At 59.8% G+C, this 15,534-nt stretch carries 17 protein-coding genes and 1 pseudogene; 12 read left to right on the forward strand and 6 right to left on the reverse strand.

Annotated elements, in window-relative coordinates; all coding sequences use genetic code 11:
• Window positions 1-47 precede the first annotated feature (47 nt).
• The 8 genes from AC245Y_RS29480 (at window position 48) to AC245Y_RS29515 (ending at window position 7,692) form a co-directional block, all read left to right on the forward strand.
• On the forward strand, window positions 48-680 hold the full coding sequence (locus AC245Y_RS29480; RefSeq protein ID WP_017996532.1) for a DsbA family protein: 633 nt from the start codon (window positions 48-50) through the stop codon (window positions 678-680).
• Window positions 681-716: 36 nt separating this feature from the next.
• On the forward strand, window positions 717-953 hold the full coding sequence (locus AC245Y_RS29485) for a tautomerase family protein (protein WP_012763342.1): 237 nt from the start codon (window positions 717-719) through the stop codon (window positions 951-953).
• 311 nt (window positions 954-1,264) lie between these two features.
• Window positions 1,265-1,654 (forward strand): tautomerase family protein, encoded by a 390-nt coding sequence (locus AC245Y_RS29490; protein ID WP_012763341.1) that lies wholly within the window; start codon window positions 1,265-1,267, stop codon window positions 1,652-1,654.
• A 148-nt stretch (window positions 1,655-1,802) separates the two neighbouring features.
• A complete protein-coding gene (locus AC245Y_RS29495) occupies window positions 1,803-2,504 on the forward strand; it encodes a type 1 glutamine amidotransferase domain-containing protein (RefSeq protein ID WP_012763340.1) in 702 nt (233 codons plus the stop codon).
• 776 nt (window positions 2,505-3,280) lie between these two features.
• Window positions 3,281-4,729, forward strand: a complete 1,449-nt coding sequence (locus tag AC245Y_RS29500; protein ID WP_017996531.1) for a hypothetical protein — start codon at window positions 3,281-3,283, stop codon at window positions 4,727-4,729.
• A complete protein-coding gene (locus AC245Y_RS29505; protein ID WP_003554102.1) occupies window positions 4,707-5,531 on the forward strand; it encodes a hypothetical protein in 825 nt (274 codons plus the stop codon). Before AC245Y_RS29500 ends, AC245Y_RS29505 begins: the two co-directional genes overlap by 23 nt.
• A complete protein-coding gene (locus AC245Y_RS29510) occupies window positions 5,531-6,733 on the forward strand; it encodes a membrane protein (RefSeq protein ID WP_017996530.1) in 1,203 nt (400 codons plus the stop codon). The genes AC245Y_RS29505 and AC245Y_RS29510 overlap by 1 nt, the downstream gene beginning before the upstream one ends.
• Window positions 6,718-7,692 (forward strand): OmpA family protein, encoded by a 975-nt coding sequence (locus AC245Y_RS29515; RefSeq protein ID WP_026157620.1) that lies wholly within the window; start codon window positions 6,718-6,720, stop codon window positions 7,690-7,692. Before AC245Y_RS29510 ends, AC245Y_RS29515 begins: the two co-directional genes overlap by 16 nt.
• On the opposite strand, the gene AC245Y_RS29520 is transcribed toward AC245Y_RS29515, so the two are convergent.
• The 3 genes from AC245Y_RS29520 to AC245Y_RS29530 form a co-directional block, all read right to left on the reverse strand.
• The gene (locus AC245Y_RS29520; protein WP_017996528.1) at window positions 7,693-8,436 is read right to left on the reverse strand and encodes a thermonuclease family protein; all 744 of its coding nucleotides are present in this window, start codon (window positions 8,434-8,436) and stop codon (window positions 7,693-7,695) included.
• A gap of 210 nt (window positions 8,437-8,646) precedes the next feature.
• Complete coding sequence (locus AC245Y_RS29525) at window positions 8,647-8,952, reverse strand: hypothetical protein (RefSeq protein WP_003548855.1); 306 nt, start codon at window positions 8,950-8,952, stop codon at window positions 8,647-8,649.
• A gap of 454 nt (window positions 8,953-9,406) precedes the next feature.
• Window positions 9,407-9,841 carry a hypothetical protein gene (locus AC245Y_RS29530; RefSeq protein ID WP_012763335.1) on the reverse strand — a complete coding sequence of 145 codons (435 nt, stop codon included), beginning with the start codon at window positions 9,839-9,841 and terminating at the stop codon, window positions 9,407-9,409.
• 206 nt (window positions 9,842-10,047) lie between these two features.
• On the opposite strand from AC245Y_RS29530, the gene AC245Y_RS29535 reads away from it, so the two are divergent.
• Together AC245Y_RS29535 and AC245Y_RS29540 are read left to right on the forward strand one after the other, a co-directional pair.
• The gene (locus AC245Y_RS29535; RefSeq protein ID WP_017996527.1) at window positions 10,048-10,944 is read left to right on the forward strand and encodes a GGDEF domain-containing protein; all 897 of its coding nucleotides are present in this window, start codon (window positions 10,048-10,050) and stop codon (window positions 10,942-10,944) included.
• A 339-nt stretch (window positions 10,945-11,283) separates the two neighbouring features.
• Window positions 11,284-12,204 (forward strand): ArdC family protein, encoded by a 921-nt coding sequence (locus AC245Y_RS29540; protein WP_017996526.1) that lies wholly within the window; start codon window positions 11,284-11,286, stop codon window positions 12,202-12,204.
• Between the two features lie 43 nt (window positions 12,205-12,247).
• Here AC245Y_RS29540 and AC245Y_RS29545 read toward each other — a convergent pair whose 3' ends face one another.
• Window positions 12,248-12,493 (reverse strand): WGR domain-containing protein, encoded by a 246-nt coding sequence (locus AC245Y_RS29545; protein WP_017996525.1) that lies wholly within the window; start codon window positions 12,491-12,493, stop codon window positions 12,248-12,250.
• A gap of 407 nt (window positions 12,494-12,900) precedes the next feature.
• Between AC245Y_RS29545 and AC245Y_RS29550 the strand changes: the two genes are divergently transcribed.
• Both AC245Y_RS29550 and AC245Y_RS29555 read left to right on the forward strand, forming a co-directional pair.
• Window positions 12,901-13,230 (forward strand): helix-turn-helix domain-containing protein, encoded by a 330-nt coding sequence (locus AC245Y_RS29550; protein WP_017996524.1) that lies wholly within the window; start codon window positions 12,901-12,903, stop codon window positions 13,228-13,230.
• A complete protein-coding gene (locus AC245Y_RS29555; protein WP_017996523.1) occupies window positions 13,223-14,479 on the forward strand; it encodes a type II toxin-antitoxin system HipA family toxin in 1,257 nt (418 codons plus the stop codon). Before AC245Y_RS29550 ends, AC245Y_RS29555 begins: the two co-directional genes overlap by 8 nt.
• 184 nt (window positions 14,480-14,663) lie before the next feature.
• Here the strand turns inward: AC245Y_RS29555 and AC245Y_RS29560 are convergent.
• Window positions 14,664-15,080, reverse strand: a pseudogene (locus AC245Y_RS29560) (hypothetical protein); the annotation flags it as partial.
• Entirely contained in the window at window positions 15,080-15,394 is a 315-nt protein-coding gene (locus AC245Y_RS29565) for a hypothetical protein (protein ID WP_017996521.1), read from the reverse strand. The gene AC245Y_RS29565 and the pseudogene AC245Y_RS29560, both read right to left, overlap by 1 nt.
• Window positions 15,395-15,534: the final 140 nt, after the last annotated feature.

A 15,534-nucleotide genomic window follows, 5' to 3' on the forward strand; every position in this document is an offset into this window, starting at 1 on the left:
TGGCGTGGATACGCCGCGCGTTCTGCATGCGAGTGAAAGGAAAGACAATGGAACTTGTACTAGCCGCCGATCCGATGTGCTCGTGGTGCTATGGATTCGGCAAACAGATGGGGCTGCTGCTTGAGCGGCGTCCGGACCTATCCCTGAAGATCCTCCTCGGTGGATTGCGCGCGGGCGCGACCGACGTTCTCGATGACGCGGGCAAACAGTTCAGACTGCACCACTGGGCCAAGGTCGAGGAAGCCAGCGGCGTACCGTTCAACCGAGAAGGCCTTCTTGCCAGACAGGGCTTCGTCTACGACACCGAACCCGTGTGCCGTGCGGTGGTGGCCGCCCGCATTATTAGGCCGGAAGCCGATCTTCTGAGCGTCTTCCGGGCATTCCAGCATGCCTTCTACGTCGACGCGCTCGACACGACGGACGGAGCCACATTGGCTGAGACCGGTTCTCGCGCGCTCGCTGAACTCGGTCATCCCGTCAGCTCGGAGGAATTCCTGGCAGAATGGAATAAGCGTAGCACGATCGAAGAAGCCGCAACGGACTTCGCGACGGTGCGAGGAATGGGTGTTTCAAGCTTCCCGACCTTGTTCTTGAACAAGGCTGGAACTCTCAGCAAGGTCGGCGCTGGGTATGCGCATGTCGACGAACTTGAGAAGCACCTCGCTGCAATGGCCGCCTAGCAGATCGACGAAGTCATCGAACAAGGAGAATAGCAAATGCCCATAGTCACCGTGCAAGTAACCCGTGAGGGCACGACCCCAGATCGCGCGTCGGTAACTCCCGAGGAGAAAGCCGCAATCATCGCTGGCGTCAGCCAGGTCATGCTCGACGTCCTCAACAAGCCGCTGGAGTCGACTTACGTGGTGATCGAGGAAGTCGACTTGGACAACTGGGGCTGGGGCGGCCTTCCAACCGTCCAATATCGGAAGAAGAAGGCTGAAGGCAAAGCCTGACCTCACGGTATTCCAGAGGAAGAATATGCACGCCGCCGGTGATCACCGGCGGCGTGTGCGTTTTTCGCTGCCGGCCGGATCTAACTGAACGCAAGGAGCCGAAGCTCTCAGCTCGGCAAACAGGATGCGGAGCATGCTGCGAGCGAAGTGGGTTCATCCCAGCCAGCCGGCGTGCCTGGTGCTGCGGCAAGGATCCGCCATCGCTTCTCCGTGCCGTCGAGGCGTCGAAAATACCATCGTGCAATAGCCTTGGCCCCCTAGCAGGAGGACAGTTCTCAGCGACACTGTTTTCGGCAATTTTGGAGACACCCATGCCTCTCGTCAAAATCCATATCCTGAAAGGTCGTTCGCCACAGGAGGTCGACGTGCTGCTTGATACCATTCACGACGTCGTCGTAGAGACTTTCGGCGTTCCGCGGAGAGACAGATACCAGATCCTTCAAGAGCACGAGGCGTCGAATATTCGCGCGCTTGACACTGGGCTCGACATCACCCGGACCGAGAAGTTCCTACTGCTCGAAATAACCAGCCGCCCGAGGTCTCGAGATGCCAAGGTGGCCTTCTATTCAAGCCTCACGCGTGCGCTCCAGGCTCGCTGCGACGTGGCGCCATCTGACGTGATGGTCTCTCTGCATATCAACTCGGACGAGGACTGGTCGTTCGGCATGGGCAGCGCGCAGTTCCTGACGGGCGAGCTCTGATAGGCACACACGTCTCGGTCTGGTAGGCCCACCAATACCAAGGTATCGGCGATACTAACGTGCACATGCAAATCCGGCTGATCCAAGACATGCTTCCAGTCGTGCAGCCGATCGGCTGCAAATTCAGAAAAGTGGAAGGAGCCTAAGCATGAAGATCCTCATGGTATTCACCTCGCACGACACCCTCGGAAGTACAGGGCGCAAGACTGGTTTTTGGCTGGAGGAGGGCGCCGCACCGTATTACGTCTTCCGCGATGCAGGCGTCGACTTGACACTCGTGTCCCCCAAAGGCGGTCAACCTCCGATCGATCCGAAGAGCGATCTGCCGGAAAATCAGACGCCCGCCATGACGCGGTTCAAGGCCGACGAGGCCGCGCAGAAGGTTTTTGCGAGCACCAAGAAGCTGAGCGAAGCCCGTTCCGAAGATTTCGACGCCGTCTTTTATCCCGGTGGGCACGGTCCCATGTGGGATCTCGTGGACAACCCGGAGTCCATCAAGCTAATCGAGTCCTTTTACAACTCCAGCAAGCCGGTGGCGGCAGTCTGCCACGCGCCGGCCGTGCTTCACCGCGTCACCTATAGAGGCGCTCCGATCGTCAAGGGAAAGCGGGTGACAGGCTTTACCAATGGCGAAGAGGAGGAAGTGCAACTGACGAAGGTCGTTCCTTTCCTTGTTGAGGACGAGCTCAAACGTCTCGGCGGTCTCTATGAGAAGAAGGCGAACTGGGAGAGCTTCGCTATCACCGACGGCATGTTGATCACTGGGCAGAACCCGGCATCTTCCACCGCGGGTGCGCAGGCCCTCATCAAGCTTCTCACCAGTTTGAAAGCCGGCGCCGTCGTCGCCTAGGCTGATCTTCGGTAAGCGAAAAAGAGGTCGCCAGATGGTGTATCTGCGGCCTCTTTGTGGGCTCGTGGAGGATCAAGTGGAACGGCCAATTCAGGTTTCTGACAAGGTGGCCGGCTTTGGTTTTGAGAAATGCGCGGCCGGCCTGTTGCGTTGCGCCTGTTGGTCGCCAGCGCACGAGTTTGGACGAGCTCTTGAATGCCTGGCCGAGCATGTGAATTGTCGTCACCCTGCTGGGGGCGCTGAGAGGTCGCTCCACGGGTGCGCCCCAAGCGGAACGGCTTGCCGGGGGCAGTCGGTCCTCGTTGCGAGCGGCGCTCCGCTAACCCTGCGGCTACCCTTTTAACCGCTCAAGCCGTGCGCGAACTGGCGCCGGCGCGGACGCGCCTTCGCCTGGTATGCTCATTGTTTGGAGGGGCGCCTTGCCGTGGCCGGCACGGCCGCGCGTTAAGCTTGGGCCTGCGGCAGCGACCGCCCGCCACGATGCTGTTACGGATTTTTGGCGCCACGTGGCCGATCGCGAGCCATTTCGCTCGGTCGCCGGACAAGTGTTTTCGGACCAACAACGATCGACCATCACCGGCGCGGCTTTGAAAAGGACCGCAGACTGGCCGCGATCTGCCGTGGGCGCGAGCATTTCGTGTATGTTTGGAAAAGATCTCGATTAACCGTATGGCTCGATTAGTATCGGCGAAGGAAACGGACGCTGGACCACGTACAACCGCTGCGATATCCAGTTCAGCAGCATCATTTGGTAAACAAACTACTAAAGGTTTCGCGTGCGCTTTGAAGCATTGAACAGGCTCTGGGAGGGCGTTCGGGAATCCAGCCACGACTTTCGTGCCTCGACCGACATCTTCCCTTCGCTCGATATTGACAAGACCAGTTCCACGCTCGATCTGCGGGCAAAGGGTGCCGAGAACGGCAAGCTTAATCGGCCCGCGCCAAGCGCCGCGTCGCCGGACGAGGTCGAGCAGCGGATAGTCTCTCGGATCGAGGAGGAGAAGGCCGCCTCCTATCAGGTCCTCGAGGATCAATTTCAGACCTTCGAGGGTCGCCTGCGCAATCTCGACTTCGAGGGGCAGTTCGGACTGATCCGGCAAGCCAACGCGTCGAGCGTATCCGACTTCAAGGCCGAGGTGGCAAGTGGCGTCGACGAACTGCACGGGCTGCGCCGCGACCTGAAGGCCGCCGAGGACGAGATGTCATCCTTCAAGGCGAAACACAATCTCGACCGCGCCGCGAAGGTTTCGACCGCCGCCGCGCAGGCGTTCAAGATCGCCCTGATCGTTTTCCTCGTGCTCTTCGAGATGATCATGAATGGAAGCTTTCTCGCCAAGGGAAGCGAGCAGGGGATCGTCGGCGGCGTGACGGAGGCGATCGCGTTCGCCGTCCTCAACATCGGATCGGCTCTGCTGTTCTCGGTTTATTGCGTTCGCTTCCTCGTCCATCGATCCCTGTTTTTCAAGCTGCTCGGGTTCTGTGGGCTGGTCGCCTATATCTGCATCGCCCTGGGCATCAATTTAGCCCTGGCGCATTATCGCGAGGTGTCATCGACCGTTCTTTCCGGAGCCGGCGCGGAAGTCATATCGCGGCTCGGAAACGCGCCGCTGGAGCTTGCCGAACTGAATTCCTGGATGCTTTTCGCCGTCGGACTGCTTTTTTCGATCCTGGCCTTCATCGACGGCTGCTACCTAACGGATCCCTATCCGGGTTTTGCCGGCGTGAGGAAGCGGTTGGACAGCGCGCGTGCGAACTACATCGACCGGAAGCTCGAGCTCATCGACAACCTCCGTGACATAAGAGACGATCACAACGCCAAGATCGAGGAGATCGTGCGCGATCTCAGCGGGCGGCGCCAGGAATGCGCGGCCATCATCGCTCACCGGACGCGGACCGTGGGACTGTTTGCGGAGCATCAGAGCAATCTCGAGCGCGCCGCCAACGCGCTGCTGACGATCTATCGCGACGCGAACCGCGCGGGACGGACGGAACCCGAGCCCGGTTATTTTTCCCATCCCTACAAGCTCGAGCGCCTGACACCGGTGCTGCGCACCAGCGAGGAATGGGATGACGCGGTCTTGAGCGGTCGAATTCAGGCGGCTCAGGCGGAACTGTCGGAGCAGATTCGCAGGATCGGTGCCGAGTTCGAAGCCGCTGTCGAAAATTATCACAAGCTGGACAACATATTCCCGGAGGCCGGCCTTGGCGCGATCCAGCAGGCGTAGCCGTAGGCGGGGTGGCAATTCCGTCGGACTGATTGTCGGCGCCATTGCCCTTGGCTTGGTGTCTGTCGCCATTATCGGCGCGTTCGGGTGGCTCAAATACAGGGCAAGCAGCACCGTGGCGGTCGACAAGGCCTCCCTTTGCCCGGTCACCGGCGCGACGTCCGAAACCGCCATCCTGCTTGACGTCACCGATCCCATTTCCGACACGACGGCGCTTGATCTCAAGAACCAGTTTCAGCAAATCGTGGCCAGAGTTCCAGTCGGCGGTGCCATCGATATCTATTCGCTGACCGAGAAGGAAGGCGAGCCGGAGCGTACGTTCCACGGCTGCAATCCGGGCAGCGGCGACCTCGCCGATGAATGGACCAGCAATCCACGACTGATCCAGGACCGTTGGGAAAAGGGCTTTCAAAAGCCCCTCGAGGAAATAGCTGGCAGGCTGGCGTCCGGCAAGGCGGGCGATGCCTCGCCGATTATGGCCGGAATCCAGCGGATCAACCTCGAGGTGTTCTCGAGCCTCCCCGCCGGAACGCCCAGGGCCCTGTTCGTCGCCTCCGACATGATCGAACACACGCCGGCGTTTTCGAACTACCGCGACGGTGTCGCCTATTCGAAATTTCAGAAAAGCGAAGCGCGTGATAAGTTCAGGACATCTCTCGACGGGGTGTCGGTGAAGATCCTCGCGTTTCAGCGTCCAAACCTGAAATTCTCCGCCGAGGAACTGGCCGAATTCTGGAAAGAGTGGATCACAAAGAATAACGGCTACTTCGACGGTTTCATCCGTCTGGAAGGAAAACGCTGATGGCCTCGAGAGAGGTGACAAGATCCGCGATCCGCGACTACGGGCCGCTGGTGCTGTTTGCGCTCACAACCATCGGCGGCATGGTGTTCATCTGGACGGCCAAGCTATGGGGATGGTCGACGGCGGTCGTCACCGTCGTCCCGTTGCTGCTGATGGCGACCTACTTTCTCGCTTCCCTGCTATTGGCGGGCTTCCGGCTGCATAACGAGCAGGCCGGCGACAATCTCTACTACATGGGCTTTCTGTTCACGCTCTCGAGCCTCGGGGTGTCGCTCTATCTATTTGCCGGTGAGACCTCCATCGACACGATCGTGCGAAACTTCGGTATCGCGGTGACGTCGACGATTGCCGGGGTGACGCTCCGGATCCTGTTCAACCAGATGCGTCGCGATCCGTTGGACATCGAGCGCAGTGCCAGGCACGAGCTTGCCGAGATGACCAGGCGCGTCAGAACCGAGCTCGATTCCTCGGCCCGGGAGTTTTCGAACTACCGCAGGGTCAGCAACCAGATGCTGTCGGAGGGGTTCGACGAGATCGCCCGCCAGGCAGAGAAGAACGGCGAAGATATTCGCAAGGCGATCGAATCCCTGTCGAAAGAGGCGATCAAGCCCATTCAAGAGGCGGCGCAGCAGCTTTCGGCCATTATCGAATCCCACAATAAGACCATCAATGACAGCAACAACAACGCGGCGGCGAAACTGACCGAAACCACCGGCCAGCTTTCGACGATCATCGATAAGTTCGGCGGCGCGGTGGAAAGCGTCGGGACACGGCTTGGCGAGATACGTGCCCCGGAAGATGTCATCAAGATCGAACTCACGCCGGTCATCGAGTCCATCAGGGAGATGACCGAGGCCCATTTGAAGCGCATGGAGGCGGATACCGAGCGAGGGCGTTCCTATATCGAGCAGACCAAGGAAGCGCTGCAGCCGCTGCAGACCCTTGAAGAAAAGCTCGACCGTATCGCCAGCGCTCTTGAGAAGCCCCCGACACCGTTGCCGCCTGAAGCAGGCCCGAGCCCGAGCACGTACGCGGACCGTCCTGAGCCGGCCGTTCCGACGGGGGTTTCGGTCTCCGAGGAAACCGCGATCGACTTGGCCAGTCTTGAAGCCTCGCCAGCCAAACCGGTTGAAGTCGATGATAAGCCGCGACCTGCATCAGCGATCGAGCGTAAGAGGTGGTTCAATTGGCAGCGCACATAGCCGAGACCCCGAAGCTCGAGCATAAGGGCTACAATCGCGGCCTCATTCTGGGCCTGACCATGGCCGAATCCATGCTGCTGCTCGTCTTTTGTCTCCTGCTGGTGGCAGCCGCGCTGGTGACTGCCGAAAGGAAAAAGCGATATGAGGCCGAACGGGAGCTGCAGGTCACCGAGCAAAAGCTGGCGGAGCTCAAGAAGGACAATTTCGACGCGACCGCCCGGGTGGTCGAACTTCAGGCCAGGCTTGGAGCCGGCAACCTCTCACCCGTCGATCGGGAGAAGTTCGAGACGGAATGGCGCGAACTGATTTCGGCCCGCCAGGCCGTCGAGCGCTTGCAGAAAAGCGGGGTCGAGATGTCGGAGCTCGAAAAACTGGCCGCGTTGCGGAAAGTCCTGAACGAAAACGGCATAGATCTCGACGCCGCTCCCGCGGAGATCAAAAGGCTTGTCACCGCCAACGCGGCGGCGAAAAGCCCACACGAGTGGCCGCCCATCATCAATCTCAGCGAAGCGGGCGGCTATTATTTCAGGTCAGGCAGCGCCGAGCTGACAAACGAATTTCAGCAGAAACTGGGCACGTCCATCTCCGACCAGATCGCGGATAACCTGTCTCGCTATCAGGTCGACGTCATCGAGGTCATTGGCCATACCGACGAGCAGCCGCTGGCCCGGACAAATTCCAATCTCGACAAAACCTTCATCGATGTCCTGGACAGTAAATTGCCAATCACTGCCCTTGAGCCGGCCGACAACGCCGGTCTGGGACTGGCCCGGGCGATCGCCGTCGCGAATATCCTCAAGGCGAATCCAAAACTGGGGCAAGCAACGGTGCTTCCCATGTCGGCGGCGCAATTGATACTTCCGGGCGATACCGTCACCGTAGGGCAGGCAGGAAATGTCGAGGCCCGGCGACGCATCGAAATCAGGATCCGGAGACGGGCTCAGTCCCTGTCTCCGTGATCAATGGCCCCATTGCGGCGCCCGCCATCCGGCTTTCAGCGCCTGGGCTTCATCACAAAACCAGCGCTCGCCTTTCTTGGTATCGACCTTGGTGCGGTCGTACCAAGGAGACCAAGGCGCATGGTAGATATGGCCGTTCTCGGAGATGTTGCCTTTGATCGGGCAGCCCTTAGGCGCTTGTTGCTCAGCCACGTTCCATCTGTCGGCGCGATAATCCCACGCGGGGATCGTGGAAGCCTGCCAAATCCCCAGGTGCTCGTTGTGGGCCCTTTCCTCGAGTGTGACGTAGTCGGTGGAGTATTTTCGGAATGCCCAGGCGTTGCCCGACGCGACCATTTCGGCATTGATCTCACGCTTTCCGACACGACATACACCCAGCTGTCGTTGATAGATGTCCACTCCGCGATCATCGCAGACGACGTCTCCCGATGCCACCAGTTCCTCCATCGCCGCGATGGCGACCTTGCCGCAGGGCCAATCCCGTCCGGAGAGAGAAGCGCATTTCTGTCCGGCCTCGGGTGCGTCGATTCCGTCGAGCCGAACCGTGATTTGGTCAACAAGGATGGTGTCCCCGTCTATGACCCGCACCGTGGCCGCCGTCGATTCCAGTGGGAATGCCCCGATCGCGAATAGGATGATGACGATCATCCAGCCCGTGTGTCTGAACTTCGTGTTCGCCAATAAGGAGTTGCCTTCTCTGTTCTTCAAAAACGCGTCGCGAGGCGCCCACTTCCTAATTCGCACGCGAAACCCTCATGCCGGCTTAACGCGGGTTTGCCTTCCCGGGAAAGATCAGGAATTCTCCGAGCGTGGCCGATATTTACGCAATGCGAGACATCGCCCATCCCGCTTCAACTCGCGGCGCGACAACGTGAGAACGGGCTCGTTATCCGAGGAAGCCCGTGAAGGGCAAATCCACACCCGCTTGTCACATTGTCCTTGAGCGCGATTTTTTCAGATCCCCGACCCGTCGAGGTTCCGGTCATCGTCGCCCTCCCAGGGTGGGGGTATCGACGTGCGACCAAGGTTGGCCGAAGGCATTGGCATCCAACATTTCAGTTCCGGATCGGCGTATTCGATGATCTGCCCCGGCGAGGAGTCGGATGCCCGCCAGCCTTCTCCCGCGAACTGATCGCCATTCGACCAGTACGCGAGATCGACCTCCGCCGGCCCCTGCTCGGATGGCCGGATCGTGACCAGGATCCGACTACCGTCTTTCGGTGCGCTTGCCATATGGCGCCAACGGTCTGCCTCGTCCATCGTTTCTTCCTCCTGCCTCGCTACAGGAGAATGTCACCTCCCCATCGAAAACGGTCAACTGAAACTTTGCCGAAGCGAGCCATTGACCTGTATGGAAAACAGCGGCCGATCCCGTCGCGGAAACGGGCATTGCCGAGGCCGGAGCAAGGCGACATCGCTGGAGGGTTCGGCGACGCGATTTTGGAGAACGCATCGGATTGCCGTTTTCATGCTCACCGCTGTCGCGGCGACATTGTTCCCCGTTCCACGGATAAGCTGCTGTCGCGCTTCACCATCGCCGCGGCATCCTTGGATCGGATGCCGCGCGAGCGATGTTGGCGACACGTCGTCAGCCCACGGGTGCGAGTGTGGTCGGTTTGAGCTGACGACGTCGGCACGCGTCGAAACGAGGACCAGCCGATGACCCGGCGGCCCTTTCTTCCGAGGCAAGCGACAGCAGCCGCCTTAACCGTGCTTAGCCAAAGAACGCGCGCAGTTGAGCGAAAAACCCACTTGGTTTGGAACCTGACATCTTTCGCAAACGGCGAGCGACGACTGCCGCGCTGACGCGTTCACCGAAATGGCAGAAGCACACGAGATCATGCAATTGCTCGTCGCTGAGTTCGAAGAACCGTTTGGCTTCTCCATAGCTGTCATTTTCCATTCCCGCCGCCCGCAGAATGGGATCAGCGAACGCGACGGAGATGGGCGTGCCGTCATCGCGCAGGGCAAGCCGATCTGAAATCGGCTGATATTCGGTTTCGTGAAGTGTCTTGAGAAACGGTCTGGGGCTGCGTTCGAGACTTTCGGCCCACCGTTCAAGCCGTTCGCGCCGCGTTATTTCGAGGCGCTTGCAGGTCGGGCTGACCGTTGCGATGGTTTTCAACTGATCGAGTGCGTACTGTTCCATTTCGGCCTCCTATCTCCGGAAAAATAGATGGTCCGCCTCCCGAAAACAGCGTCGCTCAGGTCGCGGCCGATGTCCAATCACGATTGAAAACGGACATGTCGTTGACGTTTCCGTAATCACTGGAGGCGCCTTTTACTTGCGGGGCGGCTCTTTTCTCATAGGGTTTCCGCGCCATGTCATGCCAAGGCAACCAGGCAGTGTTCGGTATGGACGAAATTTTCGAGCAGCTTCTGCACCTTTCTGGACGCACAGAGACGCTCATTGCCGTCTACGATGGTCATGACCGGCTGCGGTACGCCAACAGCGCCTTTCGTTCTGTCTATTTCATCGAGCCCGATGAAACTCCACTCTGGCCTGATCTCATGCGGCGCAATTTCGAGCTCGCGCGAGACACTGTCATTCGGACGAGCAATTTCGACGAGTGGCTGCGCTCGACGCAGTCACGCCGCGGCAAGATCGGCTATCGAGCTTTCGAGACGGACCTGTGCGATGGCCGGTGGTTTTGGATGACCGAGGCGGTCCAGAAGAACGGTTGGATGTTGTGCATTGCGAGCGACATCACCAGTTTACGAGTACATGGCAGGACTGTCCGGCAGGATCGGGACCAGGCGATCAAAGCTTCTTACACCGACGAACTCACGGGTGTCGCCAACCGCCGCTTTGTGATGGCACGCGTCGACGACATGCTGACAGCCGCCCGGCACGGAAACAACGGATGCCTTGCCGTATTCGACATCGACAATTTCAAGCACATCAACGATAGGCTTGGTCACCATGCCGGAGATGTCGTCCTGCGCGATTTTGCTCATCGCATTCATCAGAATGTTCGCCGCAACGATTGTTTTGGACGGATCGGCGGAGAAGAGTTCCTTCTCGTGATGCCGGCAACCGGGCCGGAAGACGCCATTGCCGTGGTCGAGTGCATGCTGACGGTGATCCGCTTCTCCCGGCCTCTGCCTGAATCACCCGACTTCAGCTACACCTGCTCCGCCGGTATCGCCGCTTGCGCCTCGTCAGACAGCGCTTCAGAGCTTTATCGACGCGCCGATCAAGCGCTCTACGCTGCCAAGTTGAGCGGACGGGACAGGGTGCGCGCGGCGTAGGGACATGGGCTACGCTTGAAGCTCCGTTTGGCCTGTCTTGCGCGTCAGTCGCTCGGCCGGGGCAATGGCGATCGTCGGGCCGGCCGAGCAAGCCATCGCCGTCGCGTGCAGCCGCGACGCGAGCGATGTGATCCCCTCGCGGATTTGCCATGTCCGCCTGCGTCAAAACCTCCCACCTAGACTTCGGCCTTTTGGTCCTGCCAGGCTCGCGCCGCCGGCAACGGCTTTGCCGTCCTCCACTGCGTTGCGGCCCTGCGGGTGCAGGCAGCGCTTGCAGCCCGGCTTTCGGACCGCCGTAGCAGGTCGCGATGGCCGCGACCTCGAAACGGAGGTTCCAACATGAGCAGGCAACAATCCAATCAACGATCCGATATCCACAGCCGCATCACCAACACGATCATCGCCGATCTCGAACAGGGCGTGCGGCCATGGACCAAACCCTGGACGACGGGACATGCGGCAAGTCGGGTCGGCCGGCCACTGCGCCACAACGGCCAACCCTACACCGGGATCAACGTCCTGCTGCTGTGGTCGCAAGCCATCGCCCGCGGCTTTGCCTCATCTCGCTGGATGACCTTTCGTCAGGCCATCGAACTCGGCGGCGCCGTTCGCAAGGGCGAAACCGGCACGACCGTGGTCTTTGCCAGTTCGTTCATCCGCACCGAGACGACAGACACGGGGACCGAGATCGAACAGGATGTTCCATTCCTCAAGGCCTACACGGTGTTCAACACCGATCAGATCGCCGGTCTTAACGGCCGCTTTGACGACGGCGCACCTCACCAGGATCCGATGAGCCGCATCGGCGATGCCGGCCGCTTTTTTGCCAATACGGGGGCACTGATCCGCCACGGTGGGTCGGCTGCCTATTATGCCGCTCAGCGTGATTACATCCAGATGCCATGCCTGGATGCCTTCAGGGACGATGCGTCTTACGTCGCCATCCTCAGCCACGAGATGACGCACTGGACCGCCGCACCGCAACGGCTTGATCGCGATCTCAGCCGCTACGCGAAAGACCGGAGCGAACGCGCCCGCGAAGAGCTGATTGCCGAACTCGGCAGCGCGTTTCTCTGCGCCGATCTCGGCATCGTTCCAGAGCTTGAACCGCGTCCCGACCACGCCAGCTATCTCGATAGCTGGCTGAAGGTTCTGGCCAACGACAAGCGCGCCATCTTCTCGGCGGCAGCGCATGCGCAGCGGGCCGTCGATTACCTGCATTCCTTGCAGCCGGAGCTCGACGAGGAGGAGGCGGCGTAAGCCGTCTCTTCCTTCACTCAGGCATGAGAGACGCGGATGTCGATCACTGCAGCGGAAGGTAGCCTCGCCACCGCTTCCTGTGCAATAGGGTGAGCAGGAGATCGACGGCTTTTGCCTCGCTATCGAAGACATGGATCTTCTGCTGCCCGCGACTGCCGATGCGTCCCCAGCTGCGCACCAGCGAGGTCTCGCCGAAGAGGTTCGGCTCGATCGACAGCGCATAAAAGCGCGCCATGTTCTTCGATGGATCGATTCGTTCGATGTAGAGACGATAGGGCTGAACTGTCATGTCGGCAGAATCGCAAAGAACGGTTCACTGCGTCCAACGACATTTGTGAATCGATGAGGCCCGATCGATTCATCGGGGTGATGGGACCGCCTGACTCATCGCTCCTGCCTGGCGAACAATCCGGCGAATTTCGGGTCCGAATAATAGCGCGACTTCATCGCAACGATCGGCAGGCGTCAGCAGCGGGCGGGCGACACGCTGCTCGGCAATTTCCGACACAGTGCCGCCGCGTGTTGAACACCACGGTCTACTGGCCAGGCAAATTGGAGGCGGCCCTATCCGTTGAGGTTAAGGAAGGCCTGGCGATGATCTCTAAACATATCGTTTGCTCTAATATGATCCGTAAACAGATCTATTTCGTTGACAACGGGACAAGAAGATATCTATACGTATCAGGGCAATGTCGAATGAAACGCGCAGGTATCATCATGACCCCAGATTCGGCGGCTTTGCTCGAAATCGGGCGGTTATTGAAGAAGGCACGACAGGCCTCGGCAATGACCCAGGAACAGGTCGCCGATTTGGCTGGCATTTCGCGCCCTCGTTATCGCGACATCGAGACGGGGGTCGCCGCGGCTCGCGCGACGACTTTGCTGAATGTCGCCCGCGCGCTCGGCCTGGAAATGATGATGATCCCCCAAGCAATGGTTCCCGCGGTCGAGGCCTTGCTGCGCCCACATGACGACGATGATCTCCCGGCTTTCATCTCCCGCCCCGACGATAACGATCATGGCTAAAATGTTTCAGGCTCCCAACGCCATTCCTTCGCTTGAGGTGCTGCTGAACGATCTGAAGGTCGGCACACTCGTCAGGACGCCTGGAGATTTCAATGCGTTCAGCTTCGATGAAGCTTATCGCGCGACGGGTGGGTTCCCAGTCCTTAGCCTGTCATTCCGGGCGGCGACGGGAGGGTTGCGCAAGGATCCCAAGCCAATTGCCGGCGCCTTGCCGGCGTTCTTCGCCAATCTTCTTCCTGAGGACAAATTGCGCGAGGCGATGGAAAAGCACCACGCAGGTCATGTGCGCGCGGGCAACGATTTTGATCTACTGGCCGCACTCGGTCAGGACCTGCCGGGCGCTGTCCGCGTTGTACCGAGCGGTGGCACGACGGCGGTGATCGAGGACGCGTCGAGGGGCAAGCCGAAAGCCCGGTTTTCACTCGCGGGTGTGCAGATGAAACTCTCGGTGATGAAGAACACTGGCAGGGGTGGTGGCCTAACCTTGCCGATGGGTGACGAGCAGGGCCACTACATCGCAAAGTTTCCTTCGACATCGTTTCCTGGTGTCTCTGAAAACGAGTACGCCAACCTTGCATTGGCTGCAGCGATCGGCATGGAAGTGCCAGAACGCGAGCTTGTCGAGAAGTCCGATTTCGAAGGGATTCCCGAGGAGTTCGACACGCTGTCGGACGGAAAGGTCCTCCTGGTCAAACGCTTCGATCGGGGCGCCGGCGCCGAACGCATCCATATCGAGGATTTCGCCCAGGTCTTCGGCATTTATCCCTCGCGCAAATACGAGGCCGCGGCATACCACGATATAGCCTCCGCCCTCGGTGTCGCCATCTCGCCGACGGCCGCCCTCGAGTTCGTACGCCGTCTGGCCTTCACGGCAATAACCGGCAATGGCGACATGCACCTCAAAAACTGGTCGCTGATCTATCGTGGCAATGGCGACAAGCCGGAGCTCGCGCCGATCTACGATGTCCTGTCGACCGTGCCCTATATTCCCGCCGACGCGATGGCGCTGTCGCTCGGCGGCGAGCGCTCCTTCAAGGCGCTCGTCGCGCAGCGATGGAAGATCTTCGCCAACCGCGCGAGGCTGCCGGAGCCGGCTGTGCTCAAGGCGGTCATCGATGTCGTTGAACGCGTCAACAGGCATTGGTGGAGCCTTCCGGAACGGGCCGTCGTCCCGGGAAAAGTGCTCGAGCGGATCGATGAGCACGTGAAGGTGATGACGCCGGTACTCAGCAGTTGCGCCAATCAATGAGGCTGGAATCACAAGCACGCTGTCATGACGGATCTTCCGCTGCCGCGACTGCGAATGCGTCCAAGACGCGCGCCGATCGGTTCATCGGGGTGATGTGAACCGCCTGGTTCATCTCTCCTGCCTTATCTGTCCTGCTTGCCAAACAATCCGACGAATTCCGGATCGGCATAATAGCGCAACTTCGTCGCAACGATCGGCCGCTGGCCGGCAGGCCACTGCCCGCCTTGGTGAGCGGCGCAATCTCTCTTCGGCCGGCAAAGCGCGCAGACCCATGCGTATCGTCCATCGCCGATCCAAAATGCGTGATCAAGGGAACCGACAACAATCGTATGAGCAGCACGACGGCAAAAAGAATGACCACCCAATCGCCGATATGCCAGATGACGTCACCCCTGTGGCCGGCGAGCATCACGCGTCTGAGGTAGTCGATCCCGAAGTAGACGGTGAAGACGACAAGCAAATAGCCAAATGCACCCATGACAACCGACTTGGCATATCGCAGCGGAAAGGTGATGAACGCGACGATCGCCCAGAGCGGATCACGGGCCGCCATGCGCATCATGTTTGCGAAGGCAATCTTGATCTTGATGGCATGGATCATCATACCGCACTCCCACTGCCGATATTGCCGATAGTCGGCTCATTTGCCTGCGGCTTCAGCAGATCGTCGAACAGATCCCGGTCGCCATCGCGGGTGAGGAACTTTGGCAGTTCCGATCTGAGCCAGGCTGCCAGTCCTCCGCCGATCTGCACCTCGCGATCATTCTCCAGCCGATGCAGCACAAGTGCGCCGATCAACACCTTGCGGCGCGTATCGATGGCGCGTTCCTGTTTGCCGAGCCGGATCTGCAATGTCTTTCGCTGGGCTTCCAGCTGGGCCAGCCGCTCGCCGATGGTTTTGCGTACCACTGTCATTGTCTCCCTTCACGTCGATGAGCGATTGAACCCGCGCCATCAGGACAATGACCGCACACGATCGCATGCGCAGATGCTGCGACGATGGGTGGCATGTCGGCTACCCGCAAATCTGCGCGTGGAAGCGACCGGCTGAACGG

It is taken from the genome of Rhizobium sp. SRDI943, from assembly GCF_057653695.1.